15 protein-coding genes are annotated in these 17483 nt (G+C 44.9%); 10 read left to right on the top strand and 5 right to left on the bottom strand.

Annotated elements, in window-relative coordinates; all coding sequences use genetic code 11:
* Positions 1 to 19: 19 nt before the first annotated feature.
* A complete protein-coding gene (locus AC4EHK_RS11815) occupies positions 20 to 901 on the bottom strand; it encodes a LysR family transcriptional regulator (RefSeq protein WP_490978986.1) in 882 nt (293 codons plus the stop codon).
* A gap of 160 nt (positions 902 to 1061) precedes the next feature.
* Here AC4EHK_RS11815 and AC4EHK_RS11810 point away from each other — a divergent pair, with 160 nt between their 5' ends.
* A complete protein-coding gene (locus AC4EHK_RS11810) occupies positions 1062 to 2381 on the top strand; it encodes a GntP family permease (protein WP_490978985.1) in 1320 nt (439 codons plus the stop codon).
* Positions 2382 to 2406: 25 nt separating this feature from the next.
* Complete coding sequence (locus AC4EHK_RS11805; protein WP_490978984.1) at positions 2407 to 3183, top strand: 3-hydroxybutyrate dehydrogenase; 777 nt, start codon at positions 2407 to 2409, stop codon at positions 3181 to 3183.
* A 99-nt stretch (positions 3184 to 3282) separates the two neighbouring features.
* Here the strand turns inward: AC4EHK_RS11805 and AC4EHK_RS11800 are convergent, their stop codons facing one another.
* Positions 3283 to 4056 (bottom strand): alpha/beta fold hydrolase, encoded by a 774-nt coding sequence (locus tag AC4EHK_RS11800; RefSeq protein WP_490978983.1) that lies wholly within the window; start codon positions 4054 to 4056, stop codon positions 3283 to 3285.
* Positions 4057 to 4253: 197 nt separating this feature from the next.
* Complete coding sequence (locus tag AC4EHK_RS11795; RefSeq protein WP_490978982.1) at positions 4254 to 4805, bottom strand: TVP38/TMEM64 family protein; 552 nt, start codon at positions 4803 to 4805, stop codon at positions 4254 to 4256.
* A gap of 208 nt (positions 4806 to 5013) precedes the next feature.
* Between AC4EHK_RS11795 and AC4EHK_RS11790 the strand changes: the two genes are divergently transcribed.
* The 5 genes from AC4EHK_RS11790 (at position 5014) to AC4EHK_RS11770 (ending at position 10191) form a co-directional block, all read left to right on the top strand.
* Positions 5014 to 6072 carry a YkvI family membrane protein gene (locus AC4EHK_RS11790; protein ID WP_490978981.1) on the top strand — a complete coding sequence of 353 codons (1059 nt, stop codon included), beginning with the start codon at positions 5014 to 5016 and terminating at the stop codon, positions 6070 to 6072.
* A 98-nt stretch (positions 6073 to 6170) separates the two neighbouring features.
* Complete coding sequence (locus AC4EHK_RS11785; protein WP_490978980.1) at positions 6171 to 7109, top strand: ketopantoate reductase family protein; 939 nt, start codon at positions 6171 to 6173, stop codon at positions 7107 to 7109.
* 69 nt (positions 7110 to 7178) lie between these two features.
* Positions 7179 to 8141 carry a TRM11 family SAM-dependent methyltransferase gene (locus AC4EHK_RS11780; protein WP_490978979.1) on the top strand — a complete coding sequence of 321 codons (963 nt, stop codon included), beginning with the start codon at positions 7179 to 7181 and terminating at the stop codon, positions 8139 to 8141.
* A 235-nt stretch (positions 8142 to 8376) separates the two neighbouring features.
* Positions 8377 to 9621 carry a cysteine desulfurase-like protein gene (locus AC4EHK_RS11775; RefSeq protein WP_490978978.1) on the top strand — a complete coding sequence of 415 codons (1245 nt, stop codon included), beginning with the start codon at positions 8377 to 8379 and terminating at the stop codon, positions 9619 to 9621.
* A 123-nt stretch (positions 9622 to 9744) separates the two neighbouring features.
* Positions 9745 to 10191, top strand: a complete 447-nt coding sequence (locus tag AC4EHK_RS11770) for a HEAT repeat domain-containing protein (protein ID WP_490978977.1) — start codon at positions 9745 to 9747, stop codon at positions 10189 to 10191.
* 41 nt (positions 10192 to 10232) lie between these two features.
* Here the strand turns inward: AC4EHK_RS11770 and AC4EHK_RS11765 are convergent, their stop codons facing one another.
* Together AC4EHK_RS11765 and AC4EHK_RS11760 are read right to left on the bottom strand one after the other, a co-directional pair.
* Complete coding sequence (locus AC4EHK_RS11765) at positions 10233 to 10814, bottom strand: biotin transporter BioY (protein ID WP_490978976.1); 582 nt, start codon at positions 10812 to 10814, stop codon at positions 10233 to 10235.
* Between the two features lie 152 nt (positions 10815 to 10966).
* Positions 10967 to 12244 (bottom strand): glucose-6-phosphate isomerase, encoded by a 1278-nt coding sequence (locus tag AC4EHK_RS11760; protein ID WP_490978975.1) that lies wholly within the window; start codon positions 12242 to 12244, stop codon positions 10967 to 10969.
* Positions 12245 to 12446: 202 nt separating this feature from the next.
* Here AC4EHK_RS11760 and AC4EHK_RS11755 point away from each other — a divergent pair, with 202 nt between their 5' ends.
* The 3 genes from AC4EHK_RS11755 (at position 12447) to AC4EHK_RS11745 (ending at position 17295) form a co-directional block, all read left to right on the top strand.
* Positions 12447 to 14468 carry a penicillin-binding transpeptidase domain-containing protein gene (locus AC4EHK_RS11755; RefSeq protein ID WP_490978974.1) on the top strand — a complete coding sequence of 674 codons (2022 nt, stop codon included), beginning with the start codon at positions 12447 to 12449 and terminating at the stop codon, positions 14466 to 14468.
* A 163-nt stretch (positions 14469 to 14631) separates the two neighbouring features.
* Positions 14632 to 15591 (top strand): aldo/keto reductase, encoded by a 960-nt coding sequence (locus tag AC4EHK_RS11750; protein WP_490978973.1) that lies wholly within the window; start codon positions 14632 to 14634, stop codon positions 15589 to 15591.
* Positions 15592 to 15666: 75 nt separating this feature from the next.
* On the top strand, positions 15667 to 17295 hold the full coding sequence (locus tag AC4EHK_RS11745; RefSeq protein ID WP_490978972.1) for a glycoside hydrolase family 13 protein: 1629 nt from the start codon (positions 15667 to 15669) through the stop codon (positions 17293 to 17295).
* The last annotated feature ends 188 nt before the right edge of the window (positions 17296 to 17483 follow it).

Genomic DNA, 17483 nt, shown 5'->3' with positions numbered 1-17483 from the left:
GGAGGCTCCTTTTGTTATGTCAAACTTTCGGCAGCTTTTCTACCAGCGAAATAAATTCCCGTGAAACATAGGGAACATACCGGTTTTTCGCCATGATGATGCCGAGTCTCCACGGGAAGGTATTCGTCAGTGAAATCATTTTAAAGGGACCGTCCTTAACGCGGTCGCAAATTAGTTTCGGCATCAGTGTGATACCCAAATTCTTCTCCACCATACCGACAATAAAATCCCATTGCGAACTTTCGTAGGCAATTTTTGGCGTAAACCCTTCACTGATGCAGAATTCAACTGTTCGGCTATTCAAAGTAAATTCCTTGCTGAGCATCAGGAAAGGATCATCTTTAAAGCAGATCAAATCAGTCAAATCATGGTGGGCAAGCGGATGGGATTCGTGGACCAGCAACTTGATTTCTTGGTCGACAAATGGCACGACATCGTATTTCTCACTGTCAACGGGAAGCATGACAAACCCCAAATCCACTTCGCCTTCGTAGACTTTTTTTTCAACGGTTTTGGCTCCATCCTCTGCCAACATGATGGTGACATCTGGATAGGCGCGTTGAAATTCAGCAATGATGGTTGGAAAAAACAGGGTACTGATGACCGGTGGCAGACCAATTTTAATTTTTCCTTTTTTCAAGTTCATGACGTCATACAGGGATGCCGATAAATCATCGAGGCTATGGATGATTTTTTGGGCTTGCGTGTAAACCACTTCTCCCGCATCGGTCAAACCGATTTGGCGGGCAGAACGATCAAACAGTACTACATCCATTTCATCCTCCAGGTTTTTGACCATTTTGCTTAAAGTGGGTTGTGTTACATGAAGAGCAAGAGCGGCTTTTGTAAAACTTTGGTGTTTGGCGACTTCCACAAAGTAGGTTAACTGGCGAATGTCCATATGAACCTCCTAACTTATAACTAATTGTTATAGAACTTATAATTATTATTCATTTTACCTATTCTTTGCCTAGTTGTACACTAATGAAAGTAGTTGAGGATCTAAATATTTAGATAACTTAATCGTTTTAAGTAAGCGTTTACAAAAAGGGGGATTTTATATGTTGAGTATGTTTGGAATGGTTGGGGGACTTGTTCTGCTCATTGTGTTGACGATGAGAGGCATGAACTTGTTGATTGCGGGTCCGTTGTCAGCATTATTTGTGGCAATCTTTAGCGGACTGCCATTGTTTCCACAATTAGTCGGAGAAGGGGAAGCGAATTTATTAACCAATTATATGACCAGTTTTTCTGGATTTATCACCTCATGGTTTCCGATGTTCCTGCTTGGGGCAATATTTGGTAAAGTAATGGAAGACAGTGGAGCTGCTGACAGCGTATCGAGATGGCTGGTTGGCAAGTTCGGCTTATCTAAAGCCGTGCTGGCAATTGTCATTGCCTGTGCGGTATTGACATATGGCGGCGTCAGCTTGTTCGTTGTCGCATTCTCCGTTTTTCCAATGGCACTCAGTTTGTTCAAACAAGCAGATCTGCCACGCCGGTTTATTCCGGCTGCTTTAGCATTAGGCTCGGTAACGTTCACGATGACATCAGCCGGTTCACCGGAAATTCAAAACTGGATTCCGATTGAATACTTGAACACGACTCCTTATGCAGGATGGGAAGTCAGTATTTTAGTAGCCGTTTTTATGGCCGTGTTCGGCTATTGGTGGCTAAAGCGGATGATTCAAAAAGCTGTCAACAAAGGAGAGCGCTTTGAAGCACGTTCGACAGATCCGGTTATTGAAGATCGTGATCTGCCTAACCCATTAATGGGCTTGATCCCGTTGCTGGTGGTACTGGTAATTTCATTCATCTTCCATGATTCATTGATGACCTCTGCGTTAATTATCGCCTTGTTGGGCGGTGTCATCACAACGTATTTATTAAATCGCAAGTATTTCTTGAACCTTGGCAAGGCTTTGTCTGAAGGAACGATTGGTGCATTGATTGCGATCGGCAACACGGCTGCAGTCGTCGGATTTGGCGGCGTGGCAAAAGCAGTGCCGGCATTCCAAACAGCCGTAGATGCGATGACCAGCATTCCGGGAAGCCCGTTGATTGGCGGCGCCATCGCTGTTAGTGTCATTGCGGGACTAACCGGTTCGGCTTCCGGCGGACAGGTTATCGCGTTGCCATTGATTGCACCGCATTATATTGATATGGGCGTCAATACTGAAGCGCTCCACCGGACAATCGCGATCTCTTCCGGAGCCCTTGATTCATTGCCGCACAATGGCTACGTGGTAACGACCATTCAGGGTATCTGTGGAGAAACGCATAAAGCGGCTTATGGCGCAGTTGGGGCTGTTACGGTTATTGTTCCGTTGATCGGACTGGCAATTGCCATTGTTTTGTTTACATTGGGACTTGGCATTTAACAAAAAGCAGTGGAGGTAATTGACTATGGTAAACAATAAAGTGGTGTTGATTACAGGTGCGGCCAGTGGAATTGGCTATGAAATCAGTGCCGATTTTGCAGAAGCCGGCGCGAAAATTGTCTTAACAGACGTTGATGAAGAAGCAGTAAAAGCTGCTGCACAAGCATTAAAGTCAAAGGGTTTGGATTGCATCGGCATTAGATGTGATGTCACGAGTGAGGAAGAAATCAAAAACGCCATCGAGCAGACTGTTGCGCATTATGGATCGCTCGATGTGCTGATTAATAATGCCGGTTTGCAATATATCGCGCCGCTTGAGGAATTTCCAACCGAAAAATATGAGCTGCTGATTCGGATTATGCTGATTGCACCGTTTATTGCGACCAAGCATGCATTTCCGATCATGAAGAAACAAGGAGCAGGGCGCATTATCAATATGGCGTCCATTAATGGACTTGTCGGATTTGCTGGAAAAGCCGCTTACAATAGCGCAAAACACGGCGTTATCGGATTGACTAAAGTTGCGGCACTGGAAGGTGCAGAGCACGGCATCACCGTCAATGCCATGTGCCCAGGCTACGTGGATACGCCCCTGGTTCAAAACCAGATGAGCGATTTGGCTAAGACGCGCAATGTGCCGATCGAGAAAGTGTTTGAAGAAGTGCTCTATCCATTGATTCCTCAAAAGCGGCTGCTGGCTGTAAAAGAGATTTCGGATTACACAATGTTTTTAGCGAGTGACAAAGCTTCAGGCGTTACAGGACAAGCCATTGTATTGGATGGCGGTTATACAGCACAATAAGGTGCAACTACGATAAAGCCCCGCCCAGTTTTTACGCTGAGCGGGGCTTTGTCGTAGTCGATTCAGTTATTCAAATAGGTGCAGTTTATTCGAAAAAGTCTATTCCAGAAAATTTTCAGTGATTCCGAGAAAGAGGAAGGGCTGTTCCACGTTGGGTGCATGACCAGAAAGTTTAAATTCCATAAAGGTAGCGTCTGGAATAAAAACAGCCGTTTCCCGCCCTTTTTCTGGAGGATTTAAGCCATCAAATGTACCGCTGATTACCAATGTTTCTGCGGTAATCTTAGCAAGCTGCTGGCGAAAATCGAATTTTTCCAAAGCCTCTGCCGCGACGCCTTGTTCTTTCATGTTCAATTGCTGACTGTTTTGAGCTGTCTTGCTGAGCCATTCGTCAATCCGTTTTTGGTTATGGTAAATATAGCTGGAGGAGGCACTGAATTTGTCGATTAGGCTCAAGCCATCAAACTTATCAGCATACCGCTCAAACAGCTCTACCATGGAGGATTGTTCTCCGTATGATTTTGTAGCAACCAGTATCAGTTTTTTGACTTTGTCAGCCTTTTGAATGGCAACACCTTGTGCGATATAGCTGCCCATGGATACGCCAAGCACATCAACAATATCCAATTCCAAGTGGGAAAGAAGGGCGATGGCGTCGTCTATATGATCCTGCAATGTGTACTGATCGAGGCGGCTGGAATTGCCGTGGCCGCGTGAATCAAGTGCAATCACACGGCGCTCTTTTTTGAAAAATTCAATTTCACGATAAAACATAGCCGAATTGCTGGTCAATCCATGGAGCAGAAGAAGTGGACGTCCTTCCCCAATATCTTCGTAAAATAATTCAATGTCTTTGGTTTTGAAAACGGGCATAGATATTCTCCTTTTCAATCGTTTACTTGATGATCTCCTTTTTGTAATACCCTAAATGAAAGAGAATATAGGTTTTGGGGATAAATAAAAAGCCCAATAGAGGTGGTGCACCCCAAAAGTTAGAGTTCAAATCTAACTTTTGGGGTGCACCACCAGAACGTTGGGCTTTTTATTTTACTGCGGTTGACTGATAAAACTTAACTGGATTGTGGTCTGCCATTCTGCCATTTTCCGATGAAGCTGAAGATAACGGCAAGCAATATAAACATGCTGACAGTGATGTACCAAGGGAATTCTGTGATGGCACGGCCAAACGCAGTGTAAAGAATTGCTGGAGCGATTAATCCCAGTGCAGAAATAACCATGTACTCTTTTAACGTTTTGGTCATTTCCATCAAGTACAAGGATAGTAAATGGAAGTGGACAAAAGGCATGATACGCAAAATCATCACCTGTGAAACCGACAAAGTGCGGTCGGGAAAAATCTTATCTTTCAACCGTGCCATTTTCGCCTGGAACTTAGGGAATTTGTTGACCAGCAGATAAGATACCCAACTCATTAAAGTAAGACCGATAAACGACAAAAGAGCGCCTTCAAAAAAACCGAAAAGAAAACCACCGGCAACACAAACGGCAATAACCGGCAGAAACAAAAGCGGCCGCACTAAATGCAATAAAATAAACAGAAATGGTGCCAACCAACCGACGCTATCCATAAATGCTTCGAGGGATTGATCGAATTGCTCCATACGATCCCGACCTCTCTAAAAGTGTTTGCTAATAAGGTAGGATAATCCAAAAAGCGAGTAAAAGCAAGAAAGATGAAAGTTTTTCAGCCATTTAAGTTTATGCGCATCAACAACGGGTAATAGAAGAGGTGGTTCAAAATAGGGGAATGGAAAATTCCCTTTTCAGCAGCCGATGAAAAAGCTGCAAAAAAAACGGAAGGAAGAGATGATGAAAAAAAGTTTAAAAATTGCAAGTGCATTTATTGGAATTGTAGTGGGAGCCGGTTTTGCTTCTGGACAAGAAATACTGCAGTATTTTACAAGCTTTGGCTACTGGGGATTTGGAGCAGTTCTTGTTGCAACCGCGTTGTTCGGTTATTTAGGGATGGTATTGACGCGTCTGGGCAGCCGGATGCAAACAACTTCGCATGAAGATGCCGTGTATGCGATAAGCGGAAGGGTGCTAGGCAAAATAATCGATTATACCCTCATCTTAACTTTGTTCGGCATTTTGGTCGTTATGGTCGCCGGAGCAGGATCGATTTTCTCTCAGCAATTCGACTTGGCGCCAGCATTTGGGCGAAGCATCATGATCATCCTCGTTATTTTCACCATTATGTTGAATGTTAAAAAAGTTATTACCATCATCAGCAGCATAACTCCGTTTTTGGTTTTATTGGTCGTTGGAATTACTGTATACAGCCTGTTGACAATGGATTCAAGTTTTGCAGAACTGGAGCCGGTTGCTAGAGAACAATTGTCTTCGACACCGAATTGGCTATTATCTGCTGTTAATTATGTCTCACTCGCTATCGCACTTGGCGCTTCGATGTCACTTGTGATGGGTGGCGCAGAGAAAGATGAGAAAATCGCAGCCCGCGGCGGCCTGATTGGCGGACTCGGTTTCGGTGTTTTGATTTTATTAAGTTATTTGGCGATATTCTCTAAAGTGGATGTTATCGGGTCTTCTGATTTGCCGATGCTTGCTCTTGCAGACAACATTTCTCCAGTGCTGGGCATCATCATGGCGATTGTTATTTTTGCGATGATTTACAACACCGCAGTTAGCTTGCTGCTGTCGTTTTCGGCTCGGTTCATGCAAATAGGAACAGGCCGTTTCCGGATTTTTGTCATCATTTCTGGTGCTGCAGCATTTCTTTTGAGCTTTCTCGGATTTACGGCGCTCGTCAATTGGTTCTATCCAGTTGTCGGCTACCTGGGCCTCTTATTAGTAGGTGCTCTGGTAGTCGCAGATATTCGCAAAACGGGAAAACCTGCAAAAAAATAAGCTTTGAAAAACCAGCTGTCCTGTAGAGGGAGCTGGTTTTTTTGTGGTATATTCAGGCTAATCATCAGTTGAGATAGCTACTTGAAAAGAGGGATTGGATGAATATATTGATTATAGGCGCAGGCGCAATGGGGAGTTTGTTCGGCGGCCGTTTAAAAGCTCAGCAAGCTGAAGTTATTCTATATAATCGAAAAAATCTGCATGTCGACAAGATCAATCAGAGCGGATTGACGATCATTGAAAGCGATGATCAAGAAACAACGATACCGTTAAAAGTAGTGCAGGAAGTTTCAAAAAAAGATGCCTATGATCTTGTATTGGTACTGGTGAAAGCACATGCCACCAGATTGGTATTGGAAGCTATGAAAGATTCGTTTTCACCGAAAACCTTGATTGTCACCATGCAGAATGGTCTGGGAAATCTGGAAGCAATTGCTGAGCTCTTTCCCAACAATCCGGTTGTCGCGGGAACGATGGGAAGCGGTGCCAGTGTGGAAAGCAGCGGCCAGATTCTTCACCGCGGGTGGGGCAGGAATTACATTGGCCGATCTGAAGACTTGGAGGCACAAGAAAAGCTCCAGGAATTTATCGCCTTGTTGAATCGCTCGGGTCTGGAAACCGAATTGGCAGAAAATGTCCAAACCGTCATTTGGAATAAATTATTCGTTAACGTTGCCTATAATTCGCTGACTGCACTGACCAGATTGAAAAATGGCGATATTTTAAATACGGAGGAAGGAAAATCTTTATTGCGGAGTGTTGTTCTGGAGGCTGTACAAGTAGCCAAAGCAGAAGGCGTATCTGTTGATGCGGAGGAAATCATCCAAAAATGTCTGCAGATGGGCATGGAGGAAATTGGGGCCAATAAGTCATCAATGCTGATGGACGTCCTGCACAACCGAAAAACCGAAATTGATGCCATTAATGGAGCTGTGGCGAAACTCGGCAGGCAACATGGCATCGAGACGCCGTACAATACATTGATTACAGAGCTTATTAAAGTTATTGAAGCAAATTATGATCTTCAAGTCGACTAACTTTTAATGCATTCTGCTATACTTGAGGGATATTGTCCTGAACAACAGGGCTGGTAAGGACGGGATGAATTGAATCGATTAACTGCAACAGGCGATTATATTTATACATACGCCTATACGAATGATGAAGAAGCATTATGCCAAATGGAAATGCGGTCTTTTTTTGGAGCGGACACGAGCGGGAAAATTGTCAAGAGCAACGTAAAAATTGATCCGAGCCGGAGCCCGTTTATCAAGGAACGAATCGAATTGTATTTTGAAGGCGAGACGTTGCAGGACATCCTGGAGCAGTCCGCCGGAGTCGATATGGGTGATGCAACGTTCAAAGTGATTTTTTTAAAAATTAATGGCTTATCTGACGAAAATCAGGTCGACTATTTAGGGAAAAGAGACGTCGAGCGGCAAATTGGATCAGCCATTACCGGCGAAGCGGATGTCCATCATCCAGATGTGACGTTTGGGTTGATTCCTTTGGAGGGCCGCTGGTATTTTGGGCGTTATACGCAAAGCGAACCGGTCTGGTTCAAGCACATGAAAAAGCCGCGGGAGTATTCAACGGCGCTCAGCACACGTGTTGCACGTGCTGTAGCGAACATCGCGGTGCCACAACCGGAAGGCGTCAAAGCTATTGATCCATGCTGCGGCATCGGTACAGTGTTGGTGGAGGCACTGTCGATGGGCATTGACATTGTCGGGCGCGACATCAACCCGCTGGTTGTCGACGGGTCCCGTGAAAATATTGCCCATTTTGGGTTGTCAGGTGAAGTCGTGCTGGGTCCGATAGCGGAAGTCGAAGCAACGTACGATGTGGCCATTATCGACATGCCGTACAATTTATATACACATGCAACACCTGCAGACCAATTGGCGATTTTGAAAGATGCCCACCCCTTTACGGAAAAACTGCTGGTCGTCACTATCGAGAAAATGGACCATATGGTTGAAGAAGCTGGATTTGTCGTTACTGATCGCTGCATCGCAAAAAAAGGGTTATTCCTGCGCGAGATTCTGGTTTGCCAAAAAGCCGTTTAACCGAATAAAGAAGAGCGCCGCGATTTGCGGCGTTTTTTTGTGGTGAAATGTTGTTAGGATCATGTTTCGGGTGGAATGGCTCGTATTTTAACTGGTGTGGATCGTATGTCAGGCCTAATGGATCGTATTGTCGCCGCAATGAATCGTATTCCAAAAATCGCTGAAAAAATAAAGGAGATTCCAAGGGAAAATTGAATACGATAACAGTACCTCATTCGAAAAGGAGCTGCAAACGATGAAATCCACCCAAACAACATTTCCTATCACCCAAGTACGGGAGCAATTTCCGGCCTTGGCCAGAACGTATAAAGACAAGCCGGTTGCTTATTTTGATGGCCCCGGCGGTTCACAAGTTGTCCGTTCGGCAATCGAAGCCATATCAACCTATATGGCAAGAGGCGGCGCTAATCTGCACGGGTCTTTCCCGTCAAGTTGGGAAACTGAAGAAATCATTTCAGAAGCCAGGTTGGCAGTGGCAGACTTTTTAAATGTCCAATCAAAAGAAGTGGCATTTGGTGCCAACATGACAACCTTGACGATTGCCATCGCCAATGCACTCGGCAAAAACTTTAAAACAGGTGACGAAATTGTGGTCACAGAAATGGACCACCGCGCCAATGTCGATCCATGGATCATGATGGCAGAGGACCGGGGCTTAACGGTGCGTTGGGTCAAAGTCGACGCGGAAACAAAAACTCTGGATCTGACAGACCTGGACAATCTGATCAACGATAAAACAAAGATTGTCGCTGTCGGAATGGCTTCCAACGCAATCGGTACAATAGTTGACCTCAAGCCTTTTGCGGAGCGTGCGAAAAAAGTCGGTGCGCTGCTGGTAGCAGATGCTGTCCATGCCGCTCCACATTTACCGATTGACCGGGACAAGTTGCAAATTGATATTCTACTATGCTCAGCGTACAAGTTTTTTGGCCCGCATATCGGGATTGCGGCTATTAAAGAAAAAGTCTTCAAGGATCTGGAGCCTTACAAGCTGACTACGTCGCCGTCCTATTATCCTGACAAACTGGAAACCGGTACACAAAACCACGAAGGCATTGCAGGCATTCGTCCTGCCATTGAGTTTTTTGCTGGATTTGGCGAAGGTGAAACTCGCAGAGAACGTATTTTGTCCGGCATGGAGCAGATTGAGGTCCATGAAAACAGTTTGGCCAATCGATTGCGTGAAGGCTTGTCAGCTATTGAAGGGGTCACGGTTACGCAGGCTGCGGCAGACGTACCAAAAACGCCGACAGTCGCATTTCAAGTTCAGGACATTGAACCGGCAGAAATCTGCAAAGTACTGGCAGAAGACTACAGCATCTTTGCTGCTGCAGGACATTTCTATGCGTCTACGCTTGGTGATGTGCTTGGCGTCAACGACAGTGGCGGCTGGGTGCGGGCAGGGCTTGCACCTTACAGCACAGAAGAGGAAGTAGAGCGTTTGATCGGTGCGATTAAAGCGCAGGTCCTTGCGCTTTAGTATGAATAATCGACTTTTTTCCTTTTGCAGCAGTTGATGGTATACTGGTAGCAACTTGTTCCGTCAACGGAGAGCATTACACCATTTCCCGCAAAGGGAGATGAATAAAGGAGAATGAATTTTTTGAAACAACCGAACAAAGACATCAGCAATTTACCACCGAATTACGACGAATTGAAAAAAGCGGCGAACCGGACAGCAAACTGGAAAGAGCGTTTGGCTGCGGTTGAAGAGCTTGGCAAGTGGAAGAGCGAACCAACAATCGATATTTTGACGCACCGTATGAATCACGATCCTGTTTATCAAGTACAGGAGGCGGCTTATGCAAAGTTAAAAGGCTTCGGTGAAAACGTCCATATGCCGGAACGGAAGAAATTTGATTTGATCAAAGATACGTCCAAAGTACTTGTCCGCATCAAAAAGAGTTTGCCTGCAGACCACAGCTATGAAGAGTTCAAAGAAAAGCTGCAAAAAATGCGTGTGGATATTTATGATACGTACAAAGGCGATAAAGGCGAAGATTTCGAAAACTGGTTGGAAGACCAGTGGAAAGCAGCTCCGTCTAAATAATACCTATAAAAAACCGGATGCCTCAGTGGCATCCGGTTTTTTTATAGGTATTTTTGAATGATCGGGCGTAAACGATAGCCGAACAAACCGGCAAGTACTGCCAAGATCAAATCTTTTGGAAGAGGGACAGCCATCCAGGCCCAAGCCATTTGGTAAGTAAAGCCTTCAGGTGCCGCAAACCATAGCTTATAAGCTGCATACATCCAGTTGGTGCCAATAAAATAGTTGACAGCGGTGCCAACCAGCGCTGCTATGACAAAGCCTTTTTTGCTTGGCCATTTTTCTACGATCAATCCGGCAGTATAGGCGATAAAGATAAAAGAAAGAATAAATCCGAAAGTCGGGCTGATCACGGTATCCATGCCGCCAGAAAATCCAGCGAAAACCGGTACACCGGCAAGACCGATAAATGCATACACAATCATGGAAACAGAACCCATCCGTCTGCCCAGCAGAATGCCTGCCAAAATAGCGAAGAAAGTTTGCAGGGTAATTGGCACACCGCCGATAATCAAAAATGAAGAGATGTTTGCGCCAATGGCCATCAAGGCAGAGAACATGGCGATATGTACCAATTGCAGGGTACGAGAGTGATTGGTCGATCTGGCAGTAGTTGTTGTCATACGGGATCCTCCTGATTTTCAATATAATTTGAGTATACGTAGAGGTCTTATTTAAGTCAACTTATTTTTAATTTAAGTTAACACAAGTGGGGTGAGTAGAAAATTTCCACATAGAAAAAGCCAGCCTATGGAAGGCTAGCTTTTTCTATGTCTTAGAATCCTGGTTTATTTAACAGTTTAAAGATATTGTTTTTGTAATCTTCAACACCTGGCTGATCGAATGGATTGATGTCGAGCAGGTAAGCACTGTAGGCGCATGCGAGCATGTAGAAATACAGCAAGTGGCCCATATTGTATTCGTCGATTTTTGGAATTGTCAAGCTGAGCTGAGGTACGCCGCCATCTAAATGAGCGCTCGATGTACCTTTATAGGCAACATGGTTAAATTCCTGCAACGACAAGCCAGCCATGTAATTCAATTCGTCGCCATCGTTTTCGGCTTCGAAAATTGATAAATCTTCTTTCGCTTCTTGGACCAATAGGAAGGTTTCAAACAAGTTCCGTTTGCCGTCTTGAATATACTGCCCCATGGAATGAAGGTCGGTTGTGAAGGAAACAGAAGCTGGGAAGATGCCTTTGCCTTCTTTTCCTTCGCTTTCGCCAAACAATTGCTTCCACCATTCCTGAACAAATGAAAGTTTTGGTTCAAACGTCGCCATCACTTCAGTTGTATAGCCTTCTACATAAAGCTGGTGGCGGACTGCAGCGTATTGCAATGCTGGATTTTCATCCGCGTCGGTGTTGTTGTATAGTTCTTCTGCATTCAAGGCTCCTGCAAGTAAGTCGCGAATGGAGTAGCCCGCCGCTGCAATTGGCACGAGGCCAACAGCAGTAAAAACGGAATAGCGGCCGCCTACATCTTCAGGAACGACAAAGCGCTGGTAGCCATTGGCTTCGGCAAGCGTCAGCAAGGCACCTTTTTCAGCGTCTGTCGTGACAATGATTCGCTCGGCTGCTTCCTGGCCATAGCGTTTCTCCATATAATCTTTCAAGAAACGGAAAGCAATGGCTGGCTCAGTCGTTTTTCCTGATTTGGAAATGACATTGACCACGACACGCTTGCCGTCAAGATGGGCAAGCAGCTGCTTCAAATATTCGCCGCTGACTTGATGGCCTGCAAAAACAACTTCAAGGCCTGATTCTTTGCTGAAGTATGGGTCTAATGCTGATAGTACGGCCTTAGAACCCAGATATGATCCACCGATGCCGATAACGACCAAAACATCCGCCGTATTACGGATTTGTGCCGCCGTTTTTTCAACTTTTTTCATAAACTCTTCATCAAGTGTACTTGGCCAATCCAACCATCCAAGAAACTCAGAGCCTCTTCCTTTTTTGCTGTAAAGATTTTCGTGAATTTCTTTTAATTGTGTTCTTTTTTCAAGTGTTAGTACTGCACCAATAGATTCTGAAAATGTAATTTTAACCATATTCACCCTCCTGTCGTTTGTTTATCAGTTTACCATATTAAAACTGGAAATTGCGGATGTTTTGAATGGGGCATTGTCTAACCTAGTGACTTTTATAAAAAGGAATATGGTCTTTTTCACTGCTATTCCAGAAAGAAACTGTTATCCTTTCAACTTCACGGTATTTATTGGTAAAATAAAGAAAACAATTGGGGGTTATGGGATGGCGAAAAAAATAACAATCGTCTTGGCATTAGTTTTTCTGGTGTTGTTGGCGGGATGCCAGCAACAGGCTTCACCTGAAGAGCGGCTGCAAGCGTACATAGAACAATGGAACACTGGAGAGTTTTCAGAGATGTACAGTGTTTATTTAAATCAAGGTACAAAAGAAGCGTATGCTCCGGAAGACTTTGTTGAACGGCAGCAAAAGCTGTATGAGGACTTGGCGATTGAAAATGTCGAAGTGACTTATACAGAGCCTGCGGAAGATACTGAATGGGATACCGAAAACCCGGCAGATTTTCCAGTCCAGATAAAGATGGATACGATGGCCGGACCGGTCGAGTTTGAAAAGACGATGACTTTGCTGTTTGAAACGCAGGAAGACACGGAAGATTGGTTTGTGGAATGGGACCCTTCTTTTATTTTCGAACAGCTGGAAACGGGTGACGAAGTCCGTGTCACCACAACTGATGCAGAGCGCGGTGAAATTTTGGACCGCAACGAACAGCCAATTGCCATTAACGGGACAGGCTATAATATCGGTGTGGTACCGGAAAACTTCACTGAAGCATCCGCTAAAGAGGAACTGGCAGAAGTTCTCGGACTTTCAGTGGCTGCTATCGATGAAAAACTGGGGCAAAGCTGGGTTCAGGAGGATCAGTTTGTACCCATTTCCAAGGCTGCCAAAAATGATGCGGAGTTATTGGAAAAAGTAGAGGCGATCCCAGGCGCCACTTATCAGGAAACTGCCATGCGCGAATATCCATACGGAGAAGCATTGGGCCATTTGAGCGGCTATATCGGGCCAATCACAGCTGAAAAACTGGAAGAACTCCAGGATCAGGGCTATACTTCGACCGATTCAATCGGCAGAAGAGGTCTTGAGCAAACACTCGAAGATCGCCTTCACGGCAAGAAAGGCATGAAAATTCTTATTCAAAAACAAGGCGACAACGCAGAAGAGGTAATGGTTGCTGAAACCGCTGCTGAAAATGGAGAAACAATTGTTCTGACCATTGACGCAGAGTTGCAGAAATCAACTTTCGATTCGATGGAAGGCGAAGCGGGAACGAGTGCTGCAGTGGATCCGGAAACTGGTGAAACGTTGGCATTGGTTAGTTCCCCAGCTTATGATCCGAATGAATACATGTTGGGCATCAGCGAGAGCCGTTTTGAGGAATTGAGCGAAGATCCTTTAAATCCATTATTCAACCGCTTTGGAGCGGCATATGCACCAGGGTCTACCATCAAGCCAGTGACTGCCGCAATCGGTATGGAAGCGGAAACGCTTGAGCCTGCGGAAGGCCTGCAGATTGATGGCGCAACATGGCAAAAAGACGGTTCCTGGGGAGATTACCGGGTCACCCGCCTGCATCCGGAAGCTCCAAATCCAATTGATCTAAACAAGGCATTAGTATACTCGGACAATATCTATTTTGCCCGCCAAGCACTCCAAATGGGCAATGAAACTTTAGTCTCCGGTTTGCAGAGCTACGGCTTCGGTGAAGAGATTCCATTCGCATTGGAGCTTCAGTCTTCGCAAATTTCAAATGAAGGTACTTTGGGATCTGAAGGCCAGCTTGCTGATACTTCATTCGGGCAAGGTCAGATGTTGACCAACATCCTTCACTTGGCTTCCATGTACGAACCGTTTCTGACAGATGGCATCATGTACAAGCCGTTGCTGTTTATGGATGAGGAAAAAAGCCAAGTGTGGAAAGATGGATTGCTGAGCGCAGAAAATGCCGAAATTCTTCGTACAGGCATGCGTAATGTTGTAGTGGATGGCTATGCGCAGTCAGCCAATAGCCCATCCGTGAAAATTGCCGGAAAAACCGGTACCGCTGAACTAAAGGGTGCGATTGGCGAAGAGGGGCAGGAAAATGGCTTTTTTGTTGCCTACGACTCGGAAAGCCCGGATTTTATTCTGGCCATGATGATTGAATCCATTGAAGACAATGGTGGCAGTGATTATGTCGCAGGATTCGCCGCCAAAGTATTTGAAGAATATGGAGCCGAATAAAGAAAGCCAACAGCCACTAGCAAGCACTCATTGCTAGTGGCTGTTTTTAATCGAATTATCGATTAAACGCTGCTTTAGATAGCAGGAGTTTCCATGGAAATATTGAATAGAATGAAGAGTGAATTGTTGCGGGATTAGGGACTAGCAAATAGGGGGGGATTGGATGGAATTCAAAAACTTAGGGGACACGGGCCTGAAGATATCAAATATCAGTTTGGGGACCATGGCTTTTGGCCGCTGGATTGATGAACAGGCGTCTCATGAGATTATGGATGTTGCCTTGGAACAAGGAATTAACTTGATTGATACCGCTAATTTTTATGGCAAGGGCCAGGATGAAGCTTTCAAATACGGTACTGGGGAATGCGAAGAAATAGTTGGCAGGTATTTGAAAGGCAAACGACATGCAGCGGTATTGGCAACCAAAGTGGGTTTGCCAATGGGAAAAGAGCCGAACGACAAAGGCTTATCAAGGCATCACATCATGCAGCAGGCAGAAGATTCATTAAGACGGCTGCAGACCGATTGGATTGACCTGTACCAAGTGCACCGTTTTGATGATAGTACGCCATTGGAAGAAACTTTGTCAGCTTTAACCGATTTAGTGAAGCAAGGAAAGGTCCGCTACATCGGCTGCTCGAATTATGCAGCATGGCAAATGGCAAAAGCGAGAGGAATCAGCGATTTAAAGGGATTTGAACATTTTGTGTCGAGCCAGTCGCAATATAATTTATTGTCGCGTGAAGTGGAGAACGAAGTCATTCCTTATTGCGCATCCGAAGAAATGGGACTGCTTGTTTACAGCCCGATGGCCAGAGGCGTGCTGTCTGGGAAATATAAATCAAAAGGCGACATGCCAAAAGACAGCCGCGCAGCGAAAGGCGAAGAGCTGATTCAGCATTACTTTACGGATGCCAATTTTGAAAAAGTATCGGCTTACAAGAACTTATTGGGCGACCAAGGCTATGAGTTATCGCAGTTTGCCCTGGCCTGGACGCTCAATCAGCCGGCAGTCACATCTGCAATAGTAGGAGCCAGCAAAACACAACATGTCTTGGACGCTGCAGAAATCAGCGGCTGGAAATGGACAGAAGGTTTGAAGGCACAGGTGGCAACGATTTAAATTAAGACAATAAACACTGATCAGAAAACCAGTTCGACATTCGTTATTTCCAGCTTAAGGAAGAGGGAGAGGACTTTGAAGAAAACATGGTGGAAAGAGGCAGTAGTTTATCAAATTTATCCAAGAAGTTTTAATGATTCCAACAACGACGGTATTGGTGATTTGAACGGTGTGACAGAAAAACTGGATTATTTAGACGAACTGGGCATCAACATTATCTGGATTTGTCCGATGTATAAATCTCCCAATGTCGACAATGGATACGATGTCAGTGATTACCAGGCCATCATGGAAGAGATGGGCACAATGGAAGATTTTGACCGTCTGTTGGAAGAAGTGCACAAGCGGGAAATGAAGCTCATCATCGATCTTGTCTTGAACCATACAAGCGACCAGCATCCATGGTTTTTGGAATCCCGTTCCTCTAAAGAAAATCCAAAGCGGGACTGGTATGTCTGGAGAGACCGGCAGACCAATTGGGAATGTATTTTTGGCGGGCCAGCTTGGACATTTGATCCGAAAACCAATCAATACTATTTGCATATTTTCACCAAAAACCAAGTCGATTTAAACTGGGAAAACAAAGATATGCGTCAGGCAGCATACGAAATGATCCGCTGGTGGCTGGCAAAAGGGGTTGATGGCTTCCGTGTTGATGCGATCAATCACTTGAAGAAAGACTACAGCGACATGCCAAATCCCCAAAACCTGCCATACGTTCCCGCCTGGGAGAAGTTCACAGATGTAGAAGGCTTGCAGGAAATCTTAGGCGAACTGAAGCATGAAGCTTTTTCAGCTTATGACATTGTAACAGTCGGAGAGGCAAACAGTGCCAAATCTGGAGATATGGAGCAATGGATTAGCGAGCAAAATGGGAAATTTAATATGATTTTTCACTTGGAAGCGCACAATGCGGCAGGCAGCCATATGGATCCAGGAATGGAAGTAGGAGATTTAAAGGAAGTCCTGAACCGTTGGCAGGAAGCCGCGCACGGCGTCGCCTGGAATTCACTTTACATTGAAAACCACGATCGGCCAAGAACGGTTTCCATCTGGGGAAATGACCAGGATTATTGGTTTGAAAGTGCAACTGCGTTGGGGTGTATGTATTTTTTTATGCAAGGTACCCCTTTTATCTACCAAGGTCAGGAAATCGGCATGACCAACGCCCCGTTTGACGATATCAACATGTATAACGACATCGAAACGAAAAATATGTATCGGTACAACCGCAAGGAAGGGGTATCCCACGAAAATTTAATGAAAACCATTAAAAAAATCAGTCGTGACCATGCCCGCACACCGATGCAATGGAATGGCGAAGAGTATGCTGGGTTTTCCAAAACAGAGCCTTGGCTTGGTGTAAACCCAAACTATAAGTGGCTGAATGTTGAGGCGCAAAAGGATGACCCCAAGTCGATCTGGTCATATTACAAAAAAATGATTCACTTGCGCCAAAACTGGAAGGTGCTTGTTTACGGAACAACCCGTTTGACTGATTCCGGATGTCCGGATGTATACGCGTACGTTCGGGAAGACCGCTATACGAAAATGCTGATTGCGTCAAACTTAAGTGAGCGGCCATGTACGTGGAACACCCCGTATGATGCAGAACTTCTTTTAACGAACTACGAAGAACGCGTAAAAGGCGTGTTGCAGCCATATGAAGCATGTGTCTACTTTTTGAAAAAAGAGATTTACTAATACTTGTGATATGCAGCAAACCGTAAAGCCGTTAGTAATAAATGGCTTTACGGTTTTTTATGGAGAGAAATTATTATAGGTACATATAATTGAGTAAAAAGAACTAATTGTCTTTTACAACAGAAAAATGCAAAGAAATTTCCCAATTACGGAAAAATGAAAGTTCTGATAACTTTAGATGAGTGGCA

It is taken from the genome of Planococcus sp. TJ-307 (assembly GCF_058268435.1).
This window is presented reverse-complemented; position numbering and strand designations above follow the sequence as displayed.